The organism is Enterococcus sp. CWB-B31, from assembly GCF_020567645.1.
Taxonomy (GTDB): Bacteria; Bacillota; Bacilli; order Lactobacillales; family Enterococcaceae; genus Enterococcus_L.
Genome location: NZ_JAJDJW010000005.1, coordinates 165,716 through 189,617 on the forward strand (window position 1 = coordinate 165,716; position 23,902 = coordinate 189,617).

The following is a 23,902-nucleotide window of genomic DNA, read 5'->3' on the forward strand; positions in this document are numbered from 1 at the left end:
AATTATTTTACCCGAAATCTCAAAAAAAGCCTAGTCCTAAGTTAGCTTCTCAAAGCAGCCTTTAACTATTCAGCGGAATTACCGCCATTTTTCTTGATAATTTCTTCTTGGATGGACTTAGGTACATCTTCATAGTGGTCAAATACCATCATAAAGGTTCCGCGTCCTTGTGTTGCAGAACGTAATGTTGTGGCATAGCCGAACATTTCAGCCAAAGGTACGATCGCATTCACGATTTGTGAGTTACCATGCGCTTCCATTCCTTCAACACGTCCACGACGACTTGTAACGTGTCCCATAATATCACCTAAGTAATCTTCAGGAACGGTAACTGTTACTTTCATCATCGGCTCTAAAATTACAGGATTTGCCTTTTTCGAAGCAGCACGTAAAGCCATAGACGCCGCTACACGGAAGGCAGTTTCATTTGAATCGACATCATGATAAGAACCATCATAAAGTTTTGCTTTAATATCAACTAATGGATAACCAGCAAGTACCCCATTGTCCATTGAGTCGCGCAATCCTTTTTCTACAGCTGGAATGTATTCACGAGGAACCACACCACCGACGATTGCATTTTCAAATTCAAAGCCTTTTCCTTCTTCGTTTGGTGTAAATTCAACCCAAACATGTCCGTATTGACCTTTACCACCGGACTGACGGACAAATTTACCTTCAGCTTGAGTAACTGGTGCACGGAATGTTTCACGATAAGATACTTGAGGAGCACCCACATTCGCTTCAACTTTGAATTCACGTCTCATACGGTCAACCAATACGTCCAAGTGAAGTTCTCCCATACCAGAGATAACTGTTTCACCAGTTTCAACGTTTGATTCAACACGGAATGAAGGATCTTCTTCTGCAAGTTTTTGCAATGCTACACCCATTTTATCTTGGTCTGCTTTTGACTTAGGTTCAACCGCAACTTGAATAACTGGTTCTGGGAACTCAATTGATTCAAGGATAACTGGTGAATCCAGCGCACATAACGTATCCCCTGTTGTTGTATCTTTCAAACCAACCGCAGCTGCGATGTCACCTGAATATACTTTGTCAATTTCTTGACGAGTATTTGCGTGCATTTGCAGAATACGTCCAATACGTTCTTTTTTATCCTTAGAAGCGTTCAGTACATATGAACCACTTTCAAGAACACCAGAATATACACGGAAGAAAGTTAAACGACCAACAAACGGGTCAGTCATAACTTTGAAGGCTAATGATGCAAATGGTGCTTCATCATCAGCAGGGCGAGTTGTTTCTTCACCTGTCTTCGAGTCAATTCCTTTGATAGCTTCAATGTCAAGTGGTGACGGCAGATAGTCAAGTACCGCATCCAACATCAATTGAACCCCTTTGTTTTTGAAGGCTGAACCAGCCATTACAGGAAAGAATTCAACATTGATTGTTGCTTTACGGATACCCGCTTTTAATTCTTCTTCAGTAATTTCTTCGCCTTCCAGATATTTCATCATTAAGTCTTCATCAGTTTCAGCAACTGCTTCGACCAATTTTTCACGCCATTCAGTTGCTAAATCCATGTAATCTTCTGGGATTTCAGTTTCCTGAATATCTGTTCCCAGATCATTTGTGTAGATTTCAGCTTTCATCTTAACTAAGTCAATGATTCCAGTAAAATCTTCTTCAGCACCGATTGGTAATTGAATCGGATGCGCATTCGCTTGTAAACGGTCATGTAATGAGTTTACTGAATATAGAAAGTCTGCACCAATTTTATCCATCTTGTTACAAAAAACAACACGAGGAACTTTGTATTCAGTCGCTTGACGCCAAACTGTTTCAGTTTGAGGCTCAACACCTGACTGCGAATCAAGAACGGTAACCGCACCATCCAATACACGAAGAGAGCGCTGCACTTCAATTGTAAAATCCACGTGCCCTGGTGTATCAATGATATTAACACGATACCCTTTCCACTGCGCAGTTGTTGCAGCAGAAGTAATCGTAATACCACGTTCTTGTTCTTGCTCCATCCAGTCCATTTGTGAAGCCCCTTCGTGGGTTTCACCAATTTTATGGATTTTACCAGTATAATATAAGATACGCTCTGTTGTTGTTGTTTTACCCGCATCAACGTGAGCCATGATACCGATATTACGAGTGTTTTCTAACGAAAATTCTCTTGCCATTCAGCTTATTTCTCCTCTCTTTATTTAAATGAACTGTAAAAACTTATCTGATGCAGTCTGAAGCTGCACACAGAGAGGGATCTTACCAACGATAATGTGCAAATGCACGGTTAGCGTCAGCCATTTTATGTGTATCTTCACGTTTCTTAACTGAAGCGCCAGTATTGTTGGCAGCATCCATTATTTCTTTTGCTAAGCGTTGTTCCATTGTGTGTTCGCCACGCAGACGTGCGTAGTTAACAACCCAACGAAGACCTAAAGTCGTACGACGTTCTGGACGAACTTCAACTGGTACTTGATAGTTAGAACCCCCAACACGGCGGGCTTTTACTTCAAGAACAGGCATAACGTTCTTCATGGCTTGTTCAAAAACTTCCAATGGATCGTTACCTGTAGATTCTTTAATAATATCAAATGAATTATAGATAATATTAGCAGCAATCCCGCGTTTTCCGTCAACCATTACACGGTTGATTAAGCGAGTAACTAATTTTGAGTTATAAATAGGATCTGGTAAAACATCACGTTTTGCAACAGGACCTTTACGAGGCATTCGTAACTCCTCCTTCCGAAATATTTCTTCTATATAATATGTTAGTTGTCAGCAAATTAATTAGCAGCTTTTGGTCGTTTAGTACCATATTTAGAACGGCTTTGTTTACGATCGTTAACGCCGGCAGTATCAAGCGCACCACGAACGATATGGTAACGTACCCCTGGCAAGTCTTTTACACGTCCACCGCGCAGCAATACTACACTATGTTCTTGTAAATTATGACCAATCCCTGGGATATATGCTGTTACTTCGATCAAGTTTGACAAACGAACACGGGCATATTTACGTAAAGCTGAGTTCGGTTTTTTAGGTGTCATAGTCCCCACACGTGTACATACCCCACGTTTTTGCGGAGAGTTCACGTTTGTTTGAGATTTCTTGAAACTATTATATCCTTTGTTCAATGCAGGTGAGTTAGATTTCTCTACCTTTGATTTACGAGGTTTACGTACTAATTGATTAATTGTAGGCATTCCTTGTTTTCCTCCTTCCTCAATTCGCTTCTAGTTCCACACATCCAGGTGGTTCTTTTTTTGCGATAAAAAATAATGCATCTATGCATCCTTTATCAAATATGCTTTGATAGACAGTCAGCACGTCTCAACGAGAGACCTGTACATAAAGCACCTTTGCTAGGATAGCACGATACACCCTATCTGTCAAGCTTTTGAAGTGTTTTTTTCATCAAATATTATTCTTAGATTTTTCTTCATTTTTTTCCCACTTTTTTTAATCCTTTCTATCTTTTCTATTCAAGAAACGGTACAATATTTTTGATAAAGCGAAAGGAGCTTGCACTGAAATGAATCAAAAACAAATGGTGGGAATTGAAGCAGCTAAATATGTCAAAGATGGAATGATTGTTGGTTTGGGAACCGGTTCAACCGCAAAGTACATGGTTGATGAAATTGGACGGCGCGTGAACGAAGAAAATCTTAATATTGTTGGTGTAACAACGTCTAAAGCAACTGAAAGACAGGCACTTGAGCTAGGAATTACGTTAAAAAGTATTGATGATGTTTCCCATGTAGACATAACAATTGATGGTGCGGATGAAATCAGTTCCAATTTTCATGGAATTAAAGGCGGCGGCGCAGCTCTGCTTTTTGAAAAGATTGTTGCTACTTATTCCAGAAAAAACATTTGGATTGTTGACGAGTCAAAACTGGTGGACAAGCTTGGGGCATTCCCTCTTCCAGTCGAAGTCATTCCTTACGGCAGTCAGCAGTTATTGTACCTTTTTGAAACAAAAGGTTTCAACCCGTCCATCCGAACATTGCAAGACGGCACTCCTTTAATAACCGATGGCGGACACTATATTATCGATCTGCAAATGAATGTGATTCCAGACCCAATTGCACTGGGCTCTTATCTTGATCAGCTGGTAGGCGTCGTGGAGCATGGCTTGTTTTTAAACATTGTCTCAACTGTGATTGTTGGAAGTAATGAAGGCCCGCAGACGATTCAAGCTCACTCACGCTAGATTTCTTTCTCTCCCTGTCCCAATTATATTTAAGCTCAAAACTATCAAACTATATAGGAAAGGATATTCTATGAATTTTATCGGTTATGCACGAACGACTATAAATGAATGCGATCTGGATACACAGCTCTCTTTGCTTTCAACCTATGGATGTGACAAAATTTATCAGGATACATTTAAGCCTGCTGAAAACAATGTCAATTGCTCACTTCTTGATTCAATTGTTGATGATTTGAAAGAAGATGATACATTAGTAATCTGCCGACTTAACCATCTGGGGAAATCTACCAGACAACTGACTGAATTCGCCCATTTTTTCAAGAAGAACCATATCCATTTAGTCAGTCTTGAAGAAAAAATAGATACCCGTGGTCCGGAAGGTCCTATTTATTTTAAGTTAATGCAGGGACTGGCAAAAATGGAGTGCGAGCTGATTAAAGAACGAACGCTGATCGGACTGACAAATGCCCGTAAAAGAGGCAAAATCGGAGGGCGCCCTAAAATCGATATGAAGGTTGTTCATAAAATACGGCAGATGTATTATGACAACCATGAAAATGTTCAGGTTATTGCTTCAAAATGCCAGGTTTCGATTGGAACCTGCTATAAATATATAAATTTAACAGAAGCGGATATTCAACAAATGAATAATTGAGAGAGTTAAGCTGAGATTGGTTTTCTGAGATAAAACTGTCTCAGCATTTTTTATTTCCTGCTTTTTTATCCTGTATTCAAGCTTATCACTTCCCCTTATCTGCTCTGTTACGATTGCTGCGGCTTTTCCTGTTGCGCCAGATTCTTGGCTGTTTGCTAATTTATATTGGAAATTCAATGAAAAACATTGTACAATAAACAAGTAATGAAATTTTCAGAAACCATATATAAAGGAGACTTATCATGCCAAAATTAGTTTTTTCTCGTCACGGATTAAGTGAATGGAATGCATTGAATCAATTTACCGGATGGGTTGATGTGGATTTAGCACCTGAAGGGATCGAAGAAGCCATAGAAGGCGGACGCAAAATTAAAGAAGCAGGAATTGAATTTGATGTAGCATATACTTCAGTATTAACTCGTGCAATCAAAACATGTAACCTGATTTTAGAAAACTCAGATCAATTGTGGGTTCCTCAAATCAAATCATGGCGCTTAAACGAACGTCATTATGGTAAACTTCAAGGATTAAACAAAAAAGAAACAGCTGAAAAATATGGCGATGAGCAAGTACACATTTGGCGTCGTTCTTATGATACTCTGCCTCCATTATTGGAAGTAACTGATCCGGAATCAGCTGCAAATGACCGTCGTTATGCAATGCTTGACAAGCGTGATGTCCCAGGCGGAGAAAATCTGAAGGTTACATTAGAACGTGCCTTACCTTTCTGGCAAGACGAAATTGCTCCTGCTCTATTGGACAATAAAACTGTTTTAGTTGCAGCACATGGAAACTCTTTACGTGCATTGGCAAAACATATCGAAGGCATCTCTGATGAAGATATCATGGATCTTGAAATTCCAACTGGACAACCTCTTGTTTATGAATTAAACGATGATTTAACAGTTGCGAAGAAATATTATTTATAAGAATATCTTTTTAAGAACCCGCTCGGAACTTTCGAGCGGTTCTTTTTTAGTTAGACTCCGGTAGTCGTTTAACTAAAAAAGAGGGGCACACATCATTATGATGTCACTCCCTTTCCTCATTATGTTATTCAACCAGTTTTTCAGTATCTTCTTTACTTCATAAATTATTTTCTTCTGTTCCATGTAGCATTTGACCTAATTGTCATCATCGTGAATGCCGTCTAAAATTACATCTAGTTGCTCAATTTCTTGAATATTACCTTTTACCAAAGAACCCTCGTAATTGAGCTGCTTGTCAATACTATCATTCTCTTGTTCAGCCGCCTTTTCTTCATCTCTTTCGATTTTATTTTCTTTGCGACTAATCGATTTTACTTCATATAAGTGCTTTTTCCTGTTCATAAAAGCACTTGATTTTGCTGGCAGTATCTTCAATCTTGGCCAGCGGCTCAGCCAGCTTAGACATTTCCTTGCCAATTTTTTCCAATAGTTTAACTTCTTTTTGTTCGTAGTCTGCCATTCTTTGTTCCTCCTAATTAAAACAAATCGCTGTTATTCAACATCAGCAGTTCCACAAAAGACAGAAACAACTAACTGATTCTGACATAAAGAATACACCCATAACTGATTTCCCTCAAAAATTTGTACCTCCTATATGAAAATCATAGAGAAAATAAAACAGGAATCCCCTGATTTTCCAAGGAATCCCTGTACATTGGCAAAAATTAATTCAATTGCTTACATTTTTACCTGTTTATTCATTTTATTAATCATCAAACCCATTACTATCAGAAACTGTTCTAAACCAGCGACCTGACTTTTTAATTGTGCGTTTGCCGTCTTCTGCCAGATCAACTGCAATAAAGCCATAACGATTTTTATAAGCATTTGTCCATGACCAGTTGTCCATGCATGTCCACATGTGGTAGCCTAGGCAGTTGCTGCCTTCCTCAAGCGCCTGATGCACATAACGCAGATGATCTTTTACAAATTCAATGCGGTAGTCATCTTCAATAACACCCAGTTCATTGATATATTTTTCTTCCCCTTCAACACCCATTCCGTTTTCAGAAATGTAGCAGGGAATGTTGCCATAATTTTCTCTTACATTCGTCAAGATATCATAAATCCCTTTTTCATAGATTTCCCATCCACGATAAGGGTTCATCTTTTTACCAGGCATGTCATATACATCAAAGTAGTCATCCGGCATTGGTCCATGTGTATGATCCACTGCTGATTCTTTTGCTTTAATACGACGAGGCTGATAATAATTGATTCCCAGAATATCAATTGTATTCTCTTTGATAACGACTAAATCATCTTCCTGCATTTCAGGAACCATATCCAGCTCTTTAACAATCTCTATCAATTCTGACGGAAACTCACCTTTCACTGCCGGATCAAGGAATGAACGGTTAAAGAATGCATCTGCAATCGCCGCTGCTTTCACATCTTCAGGGTTGGATTCATCACGCGGATAGCTTGGTGTCAGATTCAGAATAATCCCGATCTGTCCGTCCAGCTCCATTTCATGGTACACCTTCACAGCCAATGCACTGGATAATGCTTCATGATAAGCCACTTGAATCGCATGCTTCAGGTTGATTTCTTCTGGATAATGGAACTGATACAGATAGCCTGCTTCAACCGGTACAATCGGCTCATTATGCGTAAACCATTTTTTTACACGATCACCGAATAATTCAAAACATGTTTTCGCAAATTCCACATAGGCATCCACAGTTTTTCTATTTAGCCAGCCACCCTGTTCTTGCAGCGTCCAGGGCATATCAAAGTGATATAAATTCATGAAAGGTTCGATGCCTGCTTCAATCATTTCATTAATGTAGTCATTATAGAAAGCAACAGCCTTGGGATTCACTTCTCCCGTGCCGTTTGGAATTAGACGACTCCACTGAATAGACGTCCGAAATGTTGTATGTCCGGTTTCCTTCATCAACTGGATATCCTCTTTATATTTTGTATAAACCTGAGATGTTTTCTCTGGTCCTACCTCATTAAAAAACTTTTCCGGAGCCAGTTTGTACCATTCATCCCATAGACTTTCTCCTTTACCGTCACCTGCTGCACGGCCTTCTGTCTGTGGTCCGCTTGCTGCTGATCCCCACCAGAAATTTTCAGGAAATTTGTATGTTGTCATGTTTATCCATCCCTTCTTATATCCATTCCCATAATAATCTACTTCACCACAAAAATCAATCTTTGCAAACAAAAGTATATACATTCATTTTAAAGGATAGACATTTAAATTAAAAGATGGTATATTTGTCGTTGTGATCGGTTACAAAAAAATATTTAGGGGGATATTTATGAATAGTTTTATGGATAAGCTTAGCGAAAAAATTATGCCTTTAGCTAACTGGCTAGGACAAAATCGCTATCTAACTGTTTTAAGAGATGCATTTATGCTGTCATTTCCGTTAACAATGTTTGGTTCAATTGTAGTGGTTATTAATAATCTGCCATTTTTCAGTGATGACTTAAAAGGAAATTTGGGGAATCTGTTTGGAAATGGTCAAAATGCTACAATGAGTATCATGTCAGTGTTTGTCACTTTTGGTATCGGCTATTATTTATCTAAATCTTATGATGTAGAGGGCATTTTTGGCGGAGCTGTTTCATTTGCCAGCTTCCTGATCCTGACACCCTTTTTCATAACTCTTGAAAGCGGCGAAACCATAAGCGGTGTGTTAAGTCTTGACCGCCTCGGTGCTAAAGGCATGTTCATTGGTATGATTGCTGCTTTTCTTGCAGCGGAAATCTACTGTCGTATTACAAAACGAGGCTGGCAGATTAAAATGCCGGATGGCGTTCCTCCAGCAGTAACAAAATCTTTTGCAGCACTGATTCCAGCAGTCTGTACCTTAACTATTTTCTTGTTCATCAATGCAGCAGTAACTGGATTCTTCAACACAAACCTTCATGACGTAATTTACGAAGTAATTCAACAACCATTGACTGGTTTGGGAAGCAGTCTTCCAGCAACACTGATTGCACTGTTTTTCGTTCAATTCCTGTGGTTTTTCGGTTTGCATGGTCAAATCATTGTAAATTCTGTAATGGACCCAATCTGGAATACATTGATGCTTGATAATTTGGAAGCTTACCAGGCAGGAAAAGAATTGCCGCATATTATTACAAAACCATTCATGGAAACATTCACTGTAGGTCTTGGCGGCTCCGGTATGACCTTGGCTGTAGTTCTGATTATGGCCTTCTTCCTTAAGAAAAAACAATATAAGGATGTTGGCCGTTTAGCATTAGCACCCGGGCTGTTTAACGTAAACGAACCTGTAATCTTCGGTTTGCCGATCGTTTTAAATGCCTCAATCCTTATTCCATGGGTTCTGGCTCCAATCGTTGTAACAACCATAAACTATCTTGTTATGGCAGCTGGAATTGTTCCTCCGCCAACCGGAGTCTCTGTCCCATGGACAGTTCCAATTATTGCAAGCGGTGTTCTCGCTACCAACTCCTGGCTGGGCGGACTGCTGCAGGTGATTGACTTCATCATAGTCGCTCTCATCTGGTTTCCATTCTTAAAAATTATGGACAAACAGGCAGATGTCAATATCTGATATTCAACTTTCTAAAATGATCGAAAAGGCTGGATTTCTATTCCGGCCTTTTCCTTTACCTCAAAATATAAAGTATATTGCAGAAAAGAAATTTTTGCCTATCAAAAGGTCCTAATGCTTTTTAAAAATCGCTCTTGCAATAATTACGGAGAGTAAACAAAAAAACGATGACAGCCTCATTTTCTGAAAAGGTGAGCAAATTTTTCGTCATCGCTGTTTTCACTTATAAATACTGTATAAAAAAATTATCGTTGTAGAAAGTCACAGAGTTCGTTATACTCATGATTGAGGTGAAAGTTGTATGCCAAAATACGAAGAGATTGCGAATATACTGCGGGAACGCATAAAAAATAAAATATATCCTCCTGACACTCTGCTGCCAAATCAAACTGATTTAGTCAAGGAATTTTCAGTCAGCAGAATGACGATCAAAAAAGCTGTGAATATTTTGACAATGGAAGGACTGGTTTATGCGCAGCGCGGAGCCGGTACTCGAGTGTTAAATCACTCTTTTTGGGACAGAGATACTTCTCCTGCCAATGAATATCAGGGGCTTAGTGTCCAGATGAATGCCGCCAACCGGGAGCTTGCCAGTCAGGTCATCCTGTTTGAAGTGGAATTTCCCAGCGAAAATGTACAGGAACGTTTAATGCTTCTACCGGAACAGCCCGTCTACAAGATCATTCGATTAAGAATTCTGGAGAAAAAACCATATGTACTGGAACATACCTTTATGCCTGTTGATCTGGTTCCCGGCTTAACCAATGATGTTCTGTTAAATTCCATTTATGATTACCTGAAAAAAAGTTTGGGTATTCAATTTGCCGGTGCTTTTCGTTCCATTCAGGCGGACAAAAGCAACCACTATGATCAGGAATACCTTAATTGCAGTGTAGATGATCCCATACTTGAAGTGGAGCAAATTATTTACTTGAAAAATGGACGTCCGATAGAATACTCAAAAAGCCGCAGCCGATTTGATCAGCGCAGCTATTCAGTACTGGACGTTCAGGGAACATAATTGTTTGCTGAACCGGTTAAATACAAGAAAACTTTCTATAATAAAAATAAGCGTAGCTGTGATATTAGTATATCTAGAACCCTTAAAATCGAATAAACGCTGTTCCAGTCTTTGTATGATTCAAGCATTCGTAAAAGCGTAGGAGCACGTTCTTGCATAACCTTAAAACATGCGATGAGCATTCAAAGAAGCGTAGAAGCAAAGCCCCTCCATGCTTCGAGGAGAAAAGATGTGCTCTTGCAATTACTCGTCGCATAGAGAAGCTTGTCACAACCTCGCTTATTTTTTATTAGGGCTTATCTAAAAAAATATTGCAAAATCACTTTTCCAAACAGGTCCTAGATAAATGCAGATTCCGACATACATGCCTGATAAATGGAAATAACATCATAAACAGATAGCGGGACATACGCAGCTGTTTCGATTGTACTGTGTTTTACTGCCTGCTCAGCCATTTCGGTCAATTTTTCTTCATTAATCCCCACTTCTGGAAGAGTCATTGGAATACCGCAGGATTTAAAGAAATCATAAGTTGCCTGTATTCCTTTTTTAGCAGCAGTCATTGCATCCGCTTCTTCAATATTCCACACATTTTTAGCAAATTGCTGGAATTTAGCTGCTGTTTCTTCCGACAATACATGCGACATCCAGCGTGGTGTTAAAATAGCCAGTCCTACACCATGCGTAATATCATAAAATGCACTCAACTCATGTTCCATCGGGTGGCAAGACCATGCACCGTCTTTTCCATTTCCTATCAGACCATTCAACGCAAGACTGCTGGCCCACATCAGATTGGCACGGGCATCATAATTGTCCGGTGTCTTCAAAGCAATCGGGCAGTTCTTAATCACAGTTTTCATCAATCCTTCAGAAACAAAATCCTGAACATCCGCTCCAATCGTTTTCTTAAAATAGTTTTCAAATAAATGACTTAATATATCTGCCGAACCAGCTGCGGTTTGATACGCAGGAACCGTAAATGTATTCTGAGGATCAAGGAAAGAAACCTTTGGTATCATGGAAGGCGCGCCCACACCCAGCTTTTGGTTTGCAGCAAGGTTACTGATAACTGCTCCGCTGTTCATCTCACTGCCTGTTGCTGCCAACGTCAGAATAGTTACAAGAGGCAATGCGGGTCCGTTAAATGTTCGCCTTTCCAAAACAAGCTCCCACGCTGATTTTTCATAATAATAGCCGGCAGCAACAACTTTGGCACAATCAATGGTAGAACCGCCGCCAACAGCCAAAATCACATCCACTTTATGCTCACGACACAAAGCAATCCCGCGATCCACTGTTTCAATCCGGGGATTAGGCTCAATTCCGTTTAGCTCCACTACATTGTTTTGATTCTTCTCCAGCAATTTAAGAACCTGGTTATACAGACCGTTCTTCTTAATACTTCCCCCACCATAAGACAACAGGACAGTTTTTCCAAAAACGTTCAATGCATCTGTCAATTCATCCTTTAAACGATCTTTCCCAAAACGTACATCAGTTGGTACATAAAAACGAAAATTATCCATTCTTTCACCTGCTCTAAAAGTATTGTTTGACTCAAGATAATCATATACTTTTTCAAGCTCTTTCGCCAGTCAACGATTTGTCATTCAAAATTCTAACGGCACCGCTTTCTGCTGCAAATCACACTGCTTCTGTTCCGATCCGAAAAGTCGCACAAGCCAGAATCTAGCAAGCACTCATAGCCTATTAAAAGGTTTCTCTCTGACAGCAATCATCATTTTTCACTTTTCAGCAGCAAATATAGGAAATAAGGAGCTCCGACAATGGCAACAATCACACCTGCCGGAATTTCACCACTTTCCAGCAGTAAACGGCCAATCGTGTCACTAACCACCAACAGCAACCCGCCAACTAATAAGGAAGCCGGCAGCAGTTCTCTATGCTTTTTAAATCCCAGCCCTCTGACAATATGAGGGGCAATCAATCCCAGAAAATTAATACCTCCAGTAACTGAAATAGCTGATGCAGCCACCGCAACTGCCAATATTAATGAGAGCAATCGTTCTTTCCCCACACTCACACCAACTGAGGCTGATGCTTCATCTCCCAATTGAAAAATATCATAAATCCGATGTTTATGCATGGTCAGCAAAAAAGAAATGAACAGCCAGGGAATTAACGCCCACACAAATGTCCAACTGCTGCCCCAAATACTTCCCGCCTGCCACATCGTAACAAAGCGGTAATTTTCAGAATCCAGTTTTGTCATCAGCAAAATAGTCAGTGCCGAAATCCCAGTACTTAAAACTACCCCAGTCAAAACCATTCTTACCGGTGTGATTCCTTTTCTGCGATCATAGGCAATCCAGACGATGCCTCCAGCCGCAGCCAAAGCACCAATCAATGCAACAGCAGGCAGCAAAAATACAGTCAAGCCGCTAGTTTCTATAAAGCTTATAAACAAGAGCACAGTAAAACCAGCTCCTGCATTAATCCCCATAATCCCAGTATCTGCCAAAGGATTCTGTGTCACACTTTGCAAAATAGTTCCACTTAAGCCTAACGCCCCACCAGCAAGTACAGCAAGTAAAATTCTGGGGAGTCGAAAATCCAGGATTAACAAACGTTGTGCTCGGCTTCCGCCACCAAGAAAAACCTGACACAGTTCCTCAAAGGAAACTGATATCTGTCCGTGCATCAGACTGAAAAGCACTGCTGCTAGAGTCAACATAAGAAACAGGATATACATAACCATTATCTTCTTTTTACTCATCCCAGGTTTCCTCCTTTTCTAAACAGATAAATAAAGAAAGGAATCCCAATTAATGCAACAACAACCCCAAACGGTGTTTCAAAAGGGGGATTAATCATTCGGGCTGTAAAATCAGCTGAAACAACCAGCAAAGCCCCGCCGACAGCAGAAAAGGGGATCAGCTTCCGATAATTCTCTCCTGCAAAAAAACGCATCATATGTGGAACAATCAAACCGACAAAGCTCACTGACCCAGCAATGGCAACCGACAGACCAGATAAAATAAGAATCAGCACACTAACCGTTAAACGAATATGCTGAGGATTTTTCCCTAGACTGACCGCAGTGTCATCACCAAAACGCAAGACTGTGACAGAAGAGCTGTAGAAAAGTGAAGCCGCTATTGCCAGAAGAAAGATTGGCGCAGCAAACTGCAGCTGCTTCCACGAAATCACACTGACACCTCCTAAGGACCAGAAGGTAATATCCTGACTGAGATTAAACCAAAGAGCGATAAACTGGCTGATTGAAATAAATAAGGCGCTGATACCGGCACCAGCCAACGTCAGCCGGATAGGTGTTGCACCTTGCCGGGAACGACTGGATATCTTGTATATCAGATAGACACTGACACCAGCACCCAAAAAGGACACCAGTAAAATTTGCCAATACCCTGCACTGGGCAGAAAAGCGAACGATACCGCAATTCCCAGAGCAGCTCCTGCATTAATACCCAAAAGCCCGGAATCTGCCAACGGATTTTGCGTAATCCCCTGAGCCAATGCCCCAGTCACCGCCAGACTTGTTCCAACTAAAGCAGCGCCAAGTACTCTGGGCAGGCGAATCGAATAAATCACCTGATGCAGCTGGTTCTCCTGATCAAATTGTAAAAAACTTTCTTTCATAATTTTAAAAGGAACGTTAACCGCTCCATTACTTATGGAGATAATCATCATGATTAGCAGAAGAAGTATTAGGAGCAGAAACGCCAGCCCCTGCTGCTGTTGCAGCTTAGCCTTCACATTCATATGCATTCTCCTTATCCGCCATTTCATAAGAAAGCACTAGCGGGCGCTTCGTTTTGCCGTGACAGACAATCTCTGCATCAATCGAGAACACCTGTCTCAGCGTTTCTTCAGTGATGACCTCCACTGGTGTCCCTTTTTTAAATATCTGTCCTTCTCTCATTGCAATTACCTGATCCGAGAACCTGGAAGCCAGATTAATGTCATGAATTGTCATAATAATTGTTTTTTTCTGTTCCTGATTAATCATTTTTAAAACATTCAGAATTTCCAACTGATGTGCAGGATCAAGATAGGTTGTCGGTTCATCCAATAGTAGAACCTCCGTATCCTGTACCAGTGCCATAGCAATCCACACCCTTTGTCGCTGTCCTCCTGATAAAATGGCCACAGATTCACGTGCCAGTTCTGTCAGCCCGGTCATCTCCAATGCCCACTGGATATATTTCTGATCTTCTACAGTAATGCTTTTCCAGCCTTTCTGGTAAGGATGGCGACCGAAAGAAACTAAATCAAAAACAGAAAGATCAATCGAGTTTTCTGGAGTTTGAGAGAGAATGGCTAGTTTCTGAGCTATTTCTTTGGATGTATACTGATTCAAATTTTTACTGTCTAAAAGAATCTGCCCGCTTAATTCAGGTAATATCCTTGCCAGCGTTTTCAGCAATGTAGATTTCCCACATCCGTTTGGTCCGATAATACTGGTCATTGATCCTCTTTCAAAAGAGGTATTTAAATTCATGCTGATTATTTCCCTGCCATAACCGCTTGTCAAATCAGCCGCTGTTAGAATATCCATAGTTCCCCTTCTTTTATGAAGCCTGTACTTGTCAAATATCTGCTAAATTGAGAATGATTCTCAACAGATTGCACTTCATTATAAAAAAATACGCTGTAAAAAGCAATCATCTTTAGAAAAGTTTGAAAGAAAATACTTTCAAACTTTTCTTTTTTACATCCAGACCATATCTGAAAACTATTGGGGAAATGGTTTTTTTAAGAATTTTAGTGAAGGTCTAAATTTACCAAATAAAAAAGCCAGCTCATTTTGGCATATTCATTTTTCTATAAACAATGGTTGGAAAAATAGGACCTATTCTCATCCGCATACTAGCGATCTCTTAGTGATAACCATAAGTATTTGGCTATTTATTTCAATCAGAGTATTGCATGACACCCTGCTAGTGCCCCTAGATAAGCTAGCCTCCATTCAAGGACTCCGCATATAGCCCGTCTTATATGATCAAAAGACATGCGACGAGCATTCGTAGAAGCAAGCTTTTAATACTGGAATGAATTATTGCTAATTCATCAGATTGTCGGTTCGCATGCCATTCTACTAGCTATTCCTGCATCAGTAGAAAACCCTTGTGTCTACGAGGCTTACTACACTACACTTCGTTTCGATCTCATCAATTTCTAAACGGCAGAGCCATTAAGAATTGAAGAACCTTGTTCGATTCTCCATACAAACGCGTTTACTTGGAAAAGCGTTGACAGTATGGTGCATAAGCGAGGCTTTATGACAATGACTGCCACGAAAGTATTCGCCACTAGAATTTTCAGACAAGTTTCAATATAATGATTGACAAACTTCTTAATATAAATGATAATGAGAATCGTTATCATCATTAACAATGTTTAAGGAGAGTAATAAATGAACTTATTGAATAAATCTGCTCTATTTGGCTTAACGTTACTGATAAGCGGAGGTTTATTAGCCGCATGCGGTACACAGAATGCCGGAACAAGCAACTCGACAATCGAGAGTACTGCGGAAGAACGGGTTCTGACGGATACCTTGGGAAATGAAGTAACGATTCCAGCCAATCCAAAAAGAATTATCGCCAGCTATCTGGAAGACTATCTTATCGCTTTAGACGAGACGCCTGTAGCCCAATGGACAGTGAACAACGCCAGTATTCAGGATTACCTGCAGGAGGAATTAGACGGCATTCCGACAATTTCCTATGATTTGCCTTATGAAGAAATATTAAAATACGAACCAGATCTGATCTTGGTCAGCTCTTCACCACTGGTTGAAGGCGGAAAGTATGACGAATACAACAAAGCAGCTCCTACCTATGTTGTGAAAAACGGTGAGGGTGTTACATGGCGGGACCAGTTAACAGATGTTGCCAATGTGCTGAATAAAGAAAAGCAGGCGGAAGAAGTTTTAGAGACGTACGACACACTGGCTGCAGATACAAAAGAAGAATTGACTCAAGCCAATGCAAATAATCAGTCAGCTGCGGTTTTATGGGTAACAAACAATCAGGTATTCATGGTTGCTGAGACAAAATCAAGCGGTACTGTTCTTTATGGCGATCTTGGTTTGAAAGTTCCTGAGCTGGTAACAGAAATATCCAAGGATGCAACAGCAGACTGGAGTGCTGTTTCTCTGGAAAAAATGGCAGAACTGGATGCAGATAATATTTTCCTTATAAACAGTGACGAATCTGATCCTTTCTTTGAAGAAAGTGTCTGGAAAAATCTAGATGCAGTGAAAAATGATAAAGTGTTCTCTTTTGGCGGCGATTCCAGCTGGTTGTATAATGGACCAATTGCCAACACCAAAATCATTGAAGACGTAAAAACATCACTATTAGGCGAATAAAGAAAAAGCTGAAACAAATGCTCAGAAAACGGGCACTTCTGTTTCAGCTCTTTTATTGTATGCTTCGAAAAATCTATTCTGCAATCGCCGTTTCCAGACCTACTTCCATCATCTCATTGAAGGTTGTCTGACGTTCTTCTGCAGTTGTTTCTTCACCAGTAATGATATGGTCGCTGACCGTACAGATCGCCAGTGTCTGTACCTTGTATTTTGCACCCAGATAATACAGTGCAGCTGCTTCCATCTCAACTCCCAGAACTCCAAGTTCAGCCAGCTTCATCGTTTCTGCTGTATCATCCTTATAGAAAGAATCCTCAGAAAGTACGTTGCCTACATGTGTTCTATAGCCTTTTTCAGTTGCGAAATTATAGGCTTTCAACAGTAAATCGAAGTCGCCGATTGGCGGAAAGTGAAACTGCTGAAAATGTTTGGCAATCATGGATGAACTTGTAGCTGCTCCCTGCGCAATAATCAGGTCACGAACGTGAACATCTGTTGAAAGAGCCCCGCAGGTTCCAACACGAATCAGTTTCTTCACATCATAAGAGTTGATCAGTTCATGGGCATAGATTGTTGCAGAAGGCATCCCCATGCCAGTTCCCTGAACAGAAATACGCTCTCCCTTATAAGTTCCTGTATAGCCCAGCATTCCCCGAACCTGATTGTAACAAACCGGATTGTCCAAAAATGTTTCAGCAATATACTTTGCTCTTAAAGGATCTCCCGGCAGTAAAATTTTATCAGCAATTTCTCCCTGTTTTGCTTCAATATGGATGCTCATTTGTTTCCTCCTCATATTAACTTTCTTTCAATCCTATCACCTCTGTACTGCTTTTGATAAAGTACAGGTGATCCAAGATTTTTTACAGTTCTTCCAATGTTGCTTTAATCAGCTGCTTAAATTGCTCTTTTACTCTTTCCGTTGTTTCAACTACTTCTGCATGGTTCAGACTACTTTGCATTCCTGCCGCCAGATTTGTAATACAAGAAATACCTAAAACTTTCATACCACTGTGTACTGCGACAATCACTTCAGCAACTGTTGACATTCCAACCGCATCTGCTCCAATTGTCCGAGCCATGCAAATTTCAGCTGGTGTTTCATACGTAGGTCCAGAGAAACCCATGTAAACACCTTTCTTAAGCGCCAAGCCTTGATCAACAGCAACTTTCTCCGCTTTTTCCTGATACTCTTTTGTATACGCCTGACTCATATCCGGGAAGCGAGGTCCCATTTCCTCTTCATTTTCTCCAATTAACGGATTATCCCCGGTGAAGTTAATGTGATCCGTAATCAGCATTAAGTTGCCCGGTTCAAAGCTTGTGTTGACTCCGCCAGCCGCATTCGTCACAACCATTGAATGGATACCCAGTGCTGCCATCATTCGAACAGGATAGGTGACAGTCTGCATTGAATGTCCTTCGTAGTAGTGGAACCGCCCCTGCATTGCCAAGACTTTTTTACCCGAAAGTGTGCCATAGACCAGCTTTCCAGCATGACCGACTACTGTTGAAACAGAAAAATGAGGGACTTCTGAAAAAGGGATTGCAATTGCTTCTTCAATTTCCTCAGCCAGTTCTCCCAAGCCGGAACCAAGAATCAGTCCGAAATCAACTTGCTCAATTCCTTTTTCTTTTAAAAATGCTGTTGTTTCCTGTAATTGCTCGTTCAACTTTGTCATAGTTTCCCTCCTATTTTAGGTCCTTTAAAAAGCTTATGCCGTTTTCTGTTGGTGCAACATCAAAATTTTCTGCAATAGTTGCTGAAATATCTGCATAGTGTCCTTGAGCCAAACTTCCCTGTCCCTGCATATTTTTACTGTAGACCAATAACGGTACATACTCTCTTGTATGATCTGTTCCCGGGAATGTCGGGTCGTTTCCATGATCCGCTGTAATCATCAGTAAATCATCCTCCTGCATAGTATCGATAATCTCTGGAATGCGCAGATCGAACTCTTCAATGGCATGTGCATAGCCCACGACATCTCTGCGATGGCCAAACAGAGCATCAAAATCGACAAGATTCGTAAAGCTTAACCCGGTAAACTCCTTTTTCATAACGTTCAACAGCTGATCCACACCATCCATGTTGCTCTTCGTACGAACAGCTTCTGTGATCCCCTGTCCGTTAAAAATATCATTAATTTTCCCAACTGCAATCACATCTTTGCCAGCTTCCTTCAGCGAATCCAGCACTGTATGCCCAAATGGATCCAGTGCATAATCATGGCGATTGCTTGTACGTGTAAAGTTACCGGGCCTTCCGAGATAAGGACGAGCGATAATACGACCAATCATATACGGTTCATCTTTCGTAATATCCCGAACATACTGACAAATTCGATACAGTTCATCCAGCGGAATAATTTCTTCATGGGCTGCAATCTGGAGAACAGGATCAGCAGATGTATAAACGATCAAATCACCTGTTTTCATTTGATGCTCACCGTAATCATCAATAACAGCAGTCCCGCTGTAAGGTTTGTTACAGACAATTTTTCTGCCGGAAAATTCTTCAATCTGCTTCAGTAATTCCTCCGGAAAGCCTTCCGGAAAAACACGAAACGGCTTTTGTATGTTCAGTCCCATAATTTCCCAGTGACCGGTCATCGTGTCTTTGCCGACAGAGACTTCTTCCAGTTTTGTTGCATAGCCAAGATGATTTTTCTCAGCAGCTACATTATGAAGCGGGGCAATAGTCCCCAAGCCCAGCTTCTCCAGATTAGGAATTGTCAGCCCAGCTTCTTTTGCAATATGACCTAGGGTGTTGCTGCCGACATCGCCAAATTTATCCGCATCAGGTGCTTCTCCGATGCCTACAGAATCCATTACTACTAAATGTACACGTTTAAACATAACCATCCTTCTTTCTTCCAGTTTTGTTTAGATATATAAAAGGATGACGAAATATATCGCCTGCTTTCGCCATGCCCTTTGTCCCAATAAAAAAATAACTGACTCTTGGTTTCGCTCATTTAACAAGGAGAGTGGGACAGAAACAAAGTTCCGAACTCTCTTCGTATCTAACCCCGAATAAACAGCGGTATAAAAGCAAAAATTCTTTTTGCGACGAGTAACCGCAGGAGCAACTCCTTTAGAATTAAACCGAACGATCCTGAAAATATGAAGAGCTTCAGGTCCTTCACCGAGCAGGTAACAGGACTTCATCTACTCTGCTAACACAATCCTAGTGAAGCCTGTCAACTCTAGTATGTTTCATACCTAGAAGTTGATGTGATCGAAGCACAGCGTAGGGTATCCATTCACAGCTCTTCATTTTATGACTAGTGCTCCTTGACAATTTTCGGATAGTCCTTCTTAATTCTCGGAGCTGATCGCTTTTGTCCAGACCTCAGCGGCAGAAGCAATTAAACTGATACTCTGTTAAGAAGCTGCTGTTTTTCCTGCTTCCGATCTTTCTTTTACAGTACTCATTTCTGCAAAAAAAGGCAAGACTAAAGAAATGTTCCCATAGTCCCGCCCTGTTGTACAATCGTCTCTGTTATTTTGATTTAATATAATTCTGTCCGTTCGCTTTCGGTCCTGATGCTTTTCCTAAGAAAAGTACCAGTACAATCACTGTCAGTACGTATGGCGCTGACTGCAAATAAACATCCGGTATTTTGGAAATCAAAGGAATGCTGGCTCCGGCGATACTCAGATTCTGAGCAAAGCCAAAGAATAAAGCTGCTCCCATCGCACCAAGCGGATTCCATTTACCGAAAATCATGGCAGCCATGGCGATGAAGCCCTGACCGGCAATCGTTGTTGCCGCAAAACGTCCGGCGATAGACTGTGCAAAAATTGCTCCGCCCATACCGCCTAAAAAGCCGGAAAGCATTACACCGGAATAGCGCATCATATATACATTAATTCCCAGTGTATCTGCTGCCTGAGGATTTTCACCAACAGAACGCAGACGCAGACCGAAGCGTGTTTTAAAGATAACAAACCAAGCAATCACTGCAATGCCAACCGCAAAGTAGGCAGGTAGAAATGTTCGTTTAAAGAATAGATCTCCGATAATCGGAATATCTTTTAAAATTGGAAATGCAAAATAACCAAATGATTTAGCAATTGTGTCTGTCTGACCTTTTCCATAAATAACTTTAACAAGGAAAATCGCCAGTGCAGGTGCCATCAAATTAATAACCGTTCCGCTAATAATGTGATCCGCACGCAAATTGACAGTCGCCACAGCATGAAGCAGCGAGAACAGCAGACCCACAGCTCCGCCGACCAGACAGGCCAGCCAAGGCGTAAGGCTTCCAAATGTTTCAGCAAAAGTTAAGTTGAACACCACTGAACTAAATGCACCCATAACCATAATACCTTCCAAACCCACATTTACAATCCCGCTTCGTTCTGAGAAAGTTCCGCCCAATGCAGTTAAAATCAAAGGAGTGGAATAAAATAATGTCTGATTGATAATCGTTTGAATTGTTGACATTAACGCTGCATCCATTAGATTTCTCCTCCTTCTTGACTCTCATTATTCCCTGTTGTTTCTATCTCCTGAACAACAGCCAGTTCTTTTTTCCCTCCGGTTGTTTTCGCCATAAAGAAACGAATCAGATAATTGATTCCCACAAAGAATATAATTGACGCAATAACTACATCTACTAATTCAGTAGGTACTCCGGCTCTAAGCGGCATTCCCTGTCCGCCGAGCTTCAGAATACTAAACAGCAAGGCAGACAACAGAATTCCGATCGAACTGCCGGCTCCCAGCAGAGACACCGCCATCCCATCAAATCCAATACTCAGAGAAGAGCCTTGGACAAAGAAATTTTGGAATGTCCCCAGCCCCTGAACCACACCACCAAGACCAGCTAGTGTCCCGGAAATAATCATGGAAAGAATAATCGTCCGTTTACTGCTCATCCCAGCATATTCAGAAGCAAATGGATTCAACCCAACTGAACGGATTTCAAAGCCAGCCGTTGTTTTCTTCATTAAGAACCAAACAAGGACAAGGAAAATCAGAGCCAGAAGAATCCCTAAATTTAACCGTGAGCCATTACTCATTTCAGTCAAAAACGAATTTCTAAGAGTTGCATTCGCTCCAACCATCTTCGTTACGCCTTTATTACTCATCACGTCCGGTGACATCACATTGTTTACAATATGCGTACTTGCGTAAAGCAGGACATAGTTCATCATAATTGTTACGATAACTTCACTCGTTCCAAAATAGGCCCGGAGAATCCCAGGGATAGCTGCAGCTGCAGCTCCCGCCAGTGCTCCGGCTAAAATAGCCAGCGGCAATACGATGATTCTTGATGTATCCGGCATAGACAAAGCCACCCAAATACTTGCAACCCAGCCGCAAAGTGCCTGTCCGGAAAGTCCGATATTAAAGAAACCGGCTGAATTGGCAACAGAAAATCCTAACGCCGTAAAGATAAGCGGACCGGCTGTTACAAAGATTTCCCCGATATTTTTAGGTCCCTGTCCAAAAACAGTTGTAAACATTGCAGCATATCCTTTAACAGGAGAATAGCCGAAAATCAACATAATAATTGCTCCAAGTACAAACCCCATAACAACTGAGAGGATAGGAACCATAATATTTCTTAATTTTTCTGATTTATCATTCAACAGAATCACCTGCTTCCACAGTGTTTAGCTCTCGACGGGCTTCTTCCAGTGAATAGCCTGCCATCAAAAGTCCCAGTTCATTTTCCGAAGTCTCTTTCGGATCAACAATTCCCACAATCTTGCCGGCATGAATAACAGCAATACGGTCTGAAACATTAAGAATTTCATCCAGCTCAAAGCTGACAACTAAAACAGCCTTATTCTGGTTGCGTTGTTCAATCAAACGTTTATGAATGTACTCAATTGCTCCGACATCCAGGCCCCGTGTCGGCTGTGAAACAATCAGCAGATCCGGATTGCGATCCACTTCTCTGGCAATAATTGCTTTTTGCTGATTTCCACCGGATAAAGCTTTTGCCGGAACCAGTTCATTCGTTGTCCGTACGTCATATTCTTCAATCAGCTTACGCGCATACTCATCAATCTTATTGTAATTCAGCACGCCATTTTTACTTAAAGGTTTTTGATAGTACGTCTGCAGTGCAATATTTTCTGCCAGTGTCATTTCCAGAACCAATCCATATTTATGACGGTCTTCAGGCACATGCCCAACACCCGCTTCTGTGATCTGGCGAGGCTTTTGATTTACAATGGATTTTCCATTTAATTCAATCGTGCCGCTTTCAATCTTTCTCAGTCCTGTCAGAGCCTGAATCAATTCAGACTGTCCGTTTCCGTCAATTCCAGCAATCCCGACCACTTCACCGGCACGAACATCCAGACTCAATCCCTTCACAGCTTCAAGTCCGCGACTTTCTTTTACTACCAGATTATTAATTGAAAGTACTGTTTCCGAAGGCTTTGCCGGTTCTTTTTCTGTCTTAAATGACACAGAACGACCTACCATCATGTCAGCCAGCTGTTGAGAGGAAACATCTTTAATATCTACAGTATCAATACTTTTCCCTCTGCGAATAACGGTACAGCGATCGGCTACCTTTTTGATTTCATCCAGTTTATGCGTAATCAAAATGATTGATTTACCTTCTTTTACCAATCCGTGCATAATATCAATCAGCTCATCAATTTCCTGAGGTGTCAGTACAGCTGTCGGTTCATCAAAAATTAAAATATTCGCTCCGCGGTAAAGAGTTTTCAGAATTTCCACTCTTTGCTGCATACCAACAGAAACATCTCTGATGTAGGCATTGGGATTCACATCCAGACCATATCTTTCCGATACTTTTTTGATCTCTTCAACCGCTTTTTTACGATCAAGAACGCCGCCTTTAGCCGGTTCATTACCAAGTATGATATTCTCGGTAACTGTAAAGGCGTCAACCAGCATAAAATGCTGATGGACCATTCCTATTCCCAACCGGTTTGCTGCTGTAGGACCATTAATATCTACTTTTTTCCCGTCTATGTAGATTTCACCTGATGTCGGTTCCAAAAGTCCTGATAAAACATTCATCAGTGTCGATTTACCTGCTCCGTTTTCTCCCAGTAATGCGTGGATTTCTCCGGGTTTCACCTGCAGATTGATGTTGTCATTCGCTTTGAATGTGCCGAATTGTTTTGTAATGTTGCGCATC

General features: G+C 40.9%; 22 protein-coding genes. 6 read left to right on the forward strand and 16 right to left on the reverse strand.

The features are described from left to right. Window positions 1-65 precede the first annotated feature (65 nt). From fusA to rpsL, 3 genes are all read right to left on the reverse strand, one after another. On the reverse strand, window positions 66-2,156 hold the full coding sequence (fusA, locus tag LI954_RS07265; RefSeq protein ID WP_229444066.1) for an elongation factor G: 2,091 nt from the start codon (window positions 2,154-2,156) through the stop codon (window positions 66-68). 82 nt (window positions 2,157-2,238) lie between these two features. Further along, window positions 2,239-2,709, reverse strand: coding sequence for a 30S ribosomal protein S7 (gene rpsG / locus LI954_RS07270; protein ID WP_069662405.1), 471 nt, complete (start codon window positions 2,707-2,709; stop codon window positions 2,239-2,241). Between the two features lie 56 nt (window positions 2,710-2,765). Beyond that, complete coding sequence (gene rpsL / locus LI954_RS07275) at window positions 2,766-3,185, reverse strand: 30S ribosomal protein S12 (protein WP_202068191.1); 420 nt, start codon at window positions 3,183-3,185, stop codon at window positions 2,766-2,768. 329 nt (window positions 3,186-3,514) lie between these two features. Between rpsL and rpiA the strand changes: the two genes are divergently transcribed. The 3 genes from rpiA to gpmA all read left to right on the forward strand — a co-directional run bounded on the left by rpiA (window position 3,515) and on the right by gpmA (window position 5,779). Next, a complete protein-coding gene (rpiA, locus tag LI954_RS07280; protein ID WP_202068192.1) occupies window positions 3,515-4,195 on the forward strand; it encodes a ribose-5-phosphate isomerase RpiA in 681 nt (226 codons plus the stop codon). Window positions 4,196-4,265: 70 nt separating this feature from the next. After that, on the forward strand, window positions 4,266-4,850 hold the full coding sequence (locus LI954_RS07285) for a recombinase family protein (protein WP_202068193.1): 585 nt from the start codon (window positions 4,266-4,268) through the stop codon (window positions 4,848-4,850). Window positions 4,851-5,092: 242 nt separating this feature from the next. Further along, window positions 5,093-5,779 carry a 2,3-diphosphoglycerate-dependent phosphoglycerate mutase gene (gene gpmA / locus LI954_RS07290; protein WP_202068194.1) on the forward strand — a complete coding sequence of 229 codons (687 nt, stop codon included), beginning with the start codon at window positions 5,093-5,095 and terminating at the stop codon, window positions 5,777-5,779. Between the two features lie 195 nt (window positions 5,780-5,974). Here gpmA and LI954_RS07295 read toward each other — a convergent pair whose 3' ends face one another. The 3 genes from LI954_RS07295 to LI954_RS07305 all read right to left on the reverse strand — a co-directional run bounded on the left by LI954_RS07295 (window position 5,975) and on the right by LI954_RS07305 (window position 7,943). Next, window positions 5,975-6,181 (reverse strand): hypothetical protein, encoded by a 207-nt coding sequence (locus tag LI954_RS07295; protein ID WP_229444067.1) that lies wholly within the window; start codon window positions 6,179-6,181, stop codon window positions 5,975-5,977. Further along, window positions 6,156-6,299, reverse strand: a complete 144-nt coding sequence (locus LI954_RS07300; RefSeq protein WP_229444068.1) for a hypothetical protein — start codon at window positions 6,297-6,299, stop codon at window positions 6,156-6,158. Before LI954_RS07300 ends, LI954_RS07295 begins: the two co-directional genes overlap by 26 nt. A gap of 246 nt (window positions 6,300-6,545) precedes the next feature. Continuing rightward, the gene (locus LI954_RS07305) at window positions 6,546-7,943 is read right to left on the reverse strand and encodes a glycoside hydrolase family 1 protein (protein WP_202068201.1); all 1,398 of its coding nucleotides are present in this window, start codon (window positions 7,941-7,943) and stop codon (window positions 6,546-6,548) included. 169 nt (window positions 7,944-8,112) lie between these two features. Between LI954_RS07305 and celB the strand changes: the two genes are divergently transcribed. Together celB and LI954_RS07315 are read left to right on the forward strand one after the other, a co-directional pair. Beyond that, a complete protein-coding gene (gene celB / locus LI954_RS07310) occupies window positions 8,113-9,381 on the forward strand; it encodes a PTS cellobiose transporter subunit IIC (RefSeq protein ID WP_229444069.1) in 1,269 nt (422 codons plus the stop codon). 301 nt (window positions 9,382-9,682) lie between these two features. Next, window positions 9,683-10,402 carry a GntR family transcriptional regulator gene (locus LI954_RS07315; protein WP_229444070.1) on the forward strand — a complete coding sequence of 240 codons (720 nt, stop codon included), beginning with the start codon at window positions 9,683-9,685 and terminating at the stop codon, window positions 10,400-10,402. 338 nt (window positions 10,403-10,740) lie between these two features. On the opposite strand, the gene LI954_RS07320 is transcribed toward LI954_RS07315, so the two are convergent. From LI954_RS07320 to LI954_RS07335, 4 genes are all read right to left on the reverse strand, one after another. Continuing rightward, window positions 10,741-11,931 carry an iron-containing alcohol dehydrogenase gene (locus LI954_RS07320; RefSeq protein WP_229444071.1) on the reverse strand — a complete coding sequence of 397 codons (1,191 nt, stop codon included), beginning with the start codon at window positions 11,929-11,931 and terminating at the stop codon, window positions 10,741-10,743. Between the two features lie 212 nt (window positions 11,932-12,143). Next, a complete protein-coding gene (locus tag LI954_RS07325; RefSeq protein ID WP_229444072.1) occupies window positions 12,144-13,142 on the reverse strand; it encodes a FecCD family ABC transporter permease in 999 nt (332 codons plus the stop codon). Further along, window positions 13,139-14,149 carry a FecCD family ABC transporter permease gene (locus LI954_RS07330; protein WP_229441621.1) on the reverse strand — a complete coding sequence of 337 codons (1,011 nt, stop codon included), beginning with the start codon at window positions 14,147-14,149 and terminating at the stop codon, window positions 13,139-13,141. The genes LI954_RS07325 and LI954_RS07330 overlap by 4 nt, the downstream gene beginning before the upstream one ends. Next, on the reverse strand, window positions 14,133-14,945 hold the full coding sequence (locus LI954_RS07335; RefSeq protein ID WP_202068209.1) for an ABC transporter ATP-binding protein: 813 nt from the start codon (window positions 14,943-14,945) through the stop codon (window positions 14,133-14,135). Before LI954_RS07335 ends, LI954_RS07330 begins: the two co-directional genes overlap by 17 nt. Window positions 14,946-15,803: 858 nt before the next feature. On the opposite strand from LI954_RS07335, the gene LI954_RS07340 reads away from it, so the two are divergent. Beyond that, on the forward strand, window positions 15,804-16,763 hold the full coding sequence (locus tag LI954_RS07340) for an iron-hydroxamate ABC transporter substrate-binding protein (RefSeq protein WP_229444073.1): 960 nt from the start codon (window positions 15,804-15,806) through the stop codon (window positions 16,761-16,763). A gap of 73 nt (window positions 16,764-16,836) precedes the next feature. On the opposite strand, the gene deoD is transcribed toward LI954_RS07340, so the two are convergent. From deoD to LI954_RS07370, 6 genes are all read right to left on the reverse strand, one after another. After that, window positions 16,837-17,544: a purine-nucleoside phosphorylase gene (gene deoD, locus LI954_RS07345; RefSeq protein WP_202068213.1), complete on the reverse strand. Its 708-nt coding sequence runs from the start codon at window positions 17,542-17,544 to the stop codon at window positions 16,837-16,839. Between the two features lie 82 nt (window positions 17,545-17,626). After that, window positions 17,627-18,445 carry a purine-nucleoside phosphorylase gene (locus LI954_RS07350; protein WP_202068215.1) on the reverse strand — a complete coding sequence of 273 codons (819 nt, stop codon included), beginning with the start codon at window positions 18,443-18,445 and terminating at the stop codon, window positions 17,627-17,629. A 10-nt stretch (window positions 18,446-18,455) separates the two neighbouring features. Then, the gene (gene deoB, locus LI954_RS07355; RefSeq protein WP_229444074.1) at window positions 18,456-19,622 is read right to left on the reverse strand and encodes a phosphopentomutase; all 1,167 of its coding nucleotides are present in this window, start codon (window positions 19,620-19,622) and stop codon (window positions 18,456-18,458) included. Window positions 19,623-20,268: 646 nt separating this feature from the next. After that, window positions 20,269-21,231 (reverse strand): ABC transporter permease, encoded by a 963-nt coding sequence (locus LI954_RS07360; RefSeq protein ID WP_229441410.1) that lies wholly within the window; start codon window positions 21,229-21,231, stop codon window positions 20,269-20,271. Beyond that, complete coding sequence (locus LI954_RS07365) at window positions 21,231-22,367, reverse strand: ABC transporter permease (RefSeq protein WP_267491444.1); 1,137 nt, start codon at window positions 22,365-22,367, stop codon at window positions 21,231-21,233. Before LI954_RS07365 ends, LI954_RS07360 begins: the two co-directional genes overlap by 1 nt. After that, window positions 22,360-23,901 (reverse strand): ABC transporter ATP-binding protein, encoded by a 1,542-nt coding sequence (locus LI954_RS07370; RefSeq protein WP_202068290.1) that lies wholly within the window; start codon window positions 23,899-23,901, stop codon window positions 22,360-22,362. The genes LI954_RS07365 and LI954_RS07370 overlap by 8 nt, the downstream gene beginning before the upstream one ends. Window position 23,902 lies beyond the last annotated feature (1 nt).